At 40.1% G+C, this 3,755-nt stretch carries 3 protein-coding genes and 1 pseudogene; all 4 read left to right on the plus strand.

What is annotated here, in order from left to right:
• Positions 1–97: 97 nt before the first annotated feature.
• Positions 98–232, plus strand: a pseudogene (locus G5T77_RS17350) (N-acetyltransferase); the annotation flags it as partial.
• 584 nt (positions 233–816) lie between these two features.
• A complete protein-coding gene (locus tag G5T77_RS16970) occupies positions 817–1,692 on the plus strand; it encodes a MetQ/NlpA family ABC transporter substrate-binding protein (RefSeq protein WP_166139600.1) in 876 nt (291 codons plus the stop codon).
• 72 nt (positions 1,693–1,764) lie between these two features.
• Positions 1,765–2,790 (plus strand): ATP-binding cassette domain-containing protein, encoded by a 1,026-nt coding sequence (locus tag G5T77_RS16975; RefSeq protein ID WP_166139603.1) that lies wholly within the window; start codon positions 1,765–1,767, stop codon positions 2,788–2,790.
• A complete protein-coding gene (locus G5T77_RS16980; RefSeq protein ID WP_004786199.1) occupies positions 2,787–3,482 on the plus strand; it encodes a methionine ABC transporter permease in 696 nt (231 codons plus the stop codon). Before G5T77_RS16975 ends, G5T77_RS16980 begins: the two co-directional genes overlap by 4 nt.
• The last annotated feature ends 273 nt before the right edge of the window (positions 3,483–3,755 follow it).

The raw sequence follows: 3,755 nt of genomic DNA on the forward strand, positions 1-3,755 counted from the left end.
CAATTGCGAGTTGAAAAAGTCCAATGATTCTATGAATACACCTAACTTTTTCAACTAACTACAAATGTGTTGCACTTGGGATCTGAATCTGCGTACTTTAAACCTAGATAAAGTTGTGTCTTTTACTGCCACAGTCAATACACCATCCGAAGCAGTGATGAAAAAGATAGGCATGGTAAAGACTCAAGAATTCCAGCATCCAAAGCTGCCGGAAGATCACCCTTTATGTTAGCATGTATTGTATGAAATCAATCAAATTAATTACTCAGGCAAATAAGACACGGCTTAAATCCTCCTTAAGCGTTTATTAAAAAAGATTTTTCAGTAGTTCAATGAGCTAGTAGATTTACCCATGTTTATTCATTTTTATGATTTCTATTGGATAAAATCTTATAAAGATCAATATTTAAGCGATCAGAAATTTTGGCTTATCTTCAATAAAAATAATATATTGTATTCATTAATATTTTGATCATTTTCATTCAATTTATATTCTATTAAAAAGATAAGTAAATAGTTTTTATCCACTATATTGAATAAATAATAATTGCTATGATTGCGCCCATTCAGAGCACCAAATTTGACTATATCTTTTATAAAACCTCTATTTACTCTCTCCAAATAGGGAATCTCTATAGTGATTTGGTGAACTCTGACCCGATCGAATTAACGTGAACTGTTGCAGTACATTTGCATTTTCCCTGCCGGAGCCACATGCGACTCGATCTAAGGTCAGCTGAAAGTGTAATAAAACTCCACTTTAACATGACCTTAAAATGCATATACTTTAGGCAACACGAAAATTAGGACATCTTTATGAAAAAGCTACTTGGCGTTTTACTCAGTGCATCTGTACTGACTTTAACTGCATGCGGAAAACAAGAAGCGCCTGCAACGGATGCAGCACAAAACAAAGACTCAGGTGAACTGCAAACTGTTACTATGGCATCTACTGGTTCAGATGCTGACGTATGGCGCTATATTGCTACTCTGCCTGAAACTAAACAAGCCGGCATCAAACTCGACGTGAAAAACTTCACTGATTATGTTGCAATGAACACTGCGGTTGCCAACAAAGAAATTGATGTTAACGCATTCCAGTCTTATGCCTATATGGTGGCTTATAACGACGCCAATACACAAAAGATCGCTCCGCTTTCTACCACTTATCTTGAGCCAATGGGGATTTACTCAAGCAAAGTGAAAAAAGTAGAAGAGTTTAAAACAGGCGCTACAATTGCGATTCCGAACGACGGCGCAAATGAATCACGTGCATTGTTATTATTACAATCTGCAGGTCTGGTAAAACTTAAACCAAACTTTGACCTAGTAAAAGGTACGCCTGCTGACATTACTGAAAATGCGAAAAAGATTGTGATTAAGCCAATTCAAATGGCGACTGCAGTTCGTGTGAAAGATGAAGTTGATGCGATTGTTCTAGGTAATACTTTGGCAATGGAAGGTGGTCTGAACGTATTGAAAGATGCGATCTACTACGAAGCGATTGATCAAAGCACTAAAATGAATGTTAACGTTTTAGCTGTGGCTGCTGACCGTCAAAATGATCCTGTACTTCAAAAAGTTGGCCAGTTGTATCATACTCCTGCTGTGAAAGCCTATGTTGATGAACACTTCGGTGGTACTAAAGTTGCTGTCAATAAACCAGTGACTTATTTAACCGAAGAAAAGTAATACAATAATCAATATTCAGAACAGGCAAGATTTCTTGCCTGTTTTTTTATTCGTGATGCAGTATTTGACACTATGATTGAATTTAAAGACATCTCCAAACAGTATGAGCTCAAGGGTCAAACCTTACGTGCCTTGAATCGGATCAATTTACAGATTCCAACCGGCAGTATCTTTGGCATTATTGGCTATAGTGGTGCTGGTAAAAGTACCCTGATCCGCCTGATTAATCTGCTTGAACGCCCAACGTCTGGTCAGGTGATTATCAATGGCACGGACTTTACTGCTTTGGATGCCAAATCATTGCGTCAGGAACGTACCCAGATCGGCATGATTTTTCAGCATTTTAACTTGATGCAGACTAAAACAGTGGCTGCCAATATTGAAATGCCAATGAAGTTGCTTGGCTGGAGTAAAGCTGAACGGGAAAAACGTCTCGAAGAACTGCTGGATTTTATTGGCCTAAAACATAAGCGTCATGCTTTTCCGGACGAGTTATCAGGCGGTCAAAAGCAGCGTGTCGGTATTGCGCGTGCCCTCGCGAATCATCCCAAAATTCTGCTGTGTGATGAAGCAACTTCTGCTTTAGATCCGCAAACCACCAAATCTGTACTGCAATTGCTGAAACGCATTAATCAGGAACAAGGCATTACCATTGTTATGGTCACCCATGAAATGGATGTCATTGAGACCGTATGTGATTATGTGGCTGTCATGGAAAAAGGTGATGTGATTGAAACCGGTTCTACCCTGCAGATCTTTAGTCAACCTCAGCATCCAACAACCAAGAATTTCATTCAAACTGTACTCCAGCAAAACTTGCCAGTGAATATTCTGGCGAATCTGGAAAACCAGAATCATCACAGTATTTATTGTTTAAAATTCCTGGGCAGCTCAGCGCAGGAAACCGTGATTCAAGGTGTGATCAAACAGTTTGATGTCAGTTTAAATATCCTGTTTGCCAATATGACAGAAATTAATGGTTCAGTGATTGGCCAGATGTTTATCCAACTTTTAGGCGATCCAGCGCAAATCACAGCGGCAATGCAATATCTGAGAGATAACGGCGTACAAGTCGATCAGGCAGGAGTACAAGAATGAGAGACTTAATTGTACAGTGGTTGACCACCATTACTGCGCCATTCTGGAAAAGTTCACTATCGATGGATCAGTTTGTTACTGCACTGCAAGAAACCTTTCACATGGTGTTCTTCGCAATGCTGTTTGGCTGTATCTGGGGCTTTATTCAGGCGATCATTTTACTTGTCACTCGCCCAAACGGGATTCTGCCAAACCGTGTGATTTATCATGCTCTAAACCCGATTGTGAATGCACTGCGTTCCCTACCCTTTATTATTCTGCTGATTGCAGTTATTCCCTTAACAAAATTCTTGGTCGGTACTTCTATCGGTACTTGGGCAGCGATTGTACCTCTAACTATTTATGTCGGTCCTTATATCGGCCGTCTGGTAGAAACTTCTCTACTGGAAGTGAATGAAGGCATTATCGAATCTGCACAAGCGATGGGAGCAACGCCAATGCAGATTATCTTTAAGTTTATTCTGCCAGAAGCACGTAGCTCACTGATTCTGAACCTGACCACAGCAACCATTAGCCTGATTGGTGCAACCGCAATGGCAGGTGCTGTCGGCGCTGGCGGTATTGGTGACTTAGCGATCTCTTATGGTTATCAGCGTTTTGATACATCCGTGGTGATCATGACCGTGATTGTCTTATTGATTCTGGTGCAGATTGTACAAAGTGTTGGCGACTGGTTATCGCGACTTCGTTAAGCTAAATTCCTAAGTAAATAAAGCCCTCTTTTTGAGGGTTTTATTTTCTACCCATAAAATAGCTGCATCTTAAACATCGAAGCGAACATTTGATACATGACTTAGCAGCATGGATGCTGCCGTTGATCTGTCTTACACAAGCTTTAAAGCAATGCTTAAAGCTTGCTCAGGAAGTGCCATCAGATCAACGAGGGGTTTTGTTACTTTTGGCCCGTCAAAAGTAAGGCATAACTACTCAAAATTTAAATTAAAGGTAAGCATCCGGCTAACACA

Source organism: Acinetobacter sp. GFQ9D191M, from assembly GCF_011174875.1.
GTDB lineage: Bacteria > Pseudomonadota > Gammaproteobacteria > Pseudomonadales > Moraxellaceae > Acinetobacter.

Excerpts from the sequence above, each read along its gene's own strand:
- G5T77_RS16980 (WP_004786199.1), top strand. The coding sequence starts at position 2,787 with ATGAGAGACTTAATTGTACAGTGGTTGACCACCATTACTGCGCCATTC.
- G5T77_RS16970 (WP_166139600.1), top strand. The coding sequence starts at position 817 with ATGAAAAAGCTACTTGGCGTTTTACTCAGTGCATCTGTACTGACTTTA.
- G5T77_RS16975 (WP_166139603.1), top strand. The coding sequence starts at position 1,765 with ATGATTGAATTTAAAGACATCTCCAAACAGTATGAGCTCAAGGGTCAA.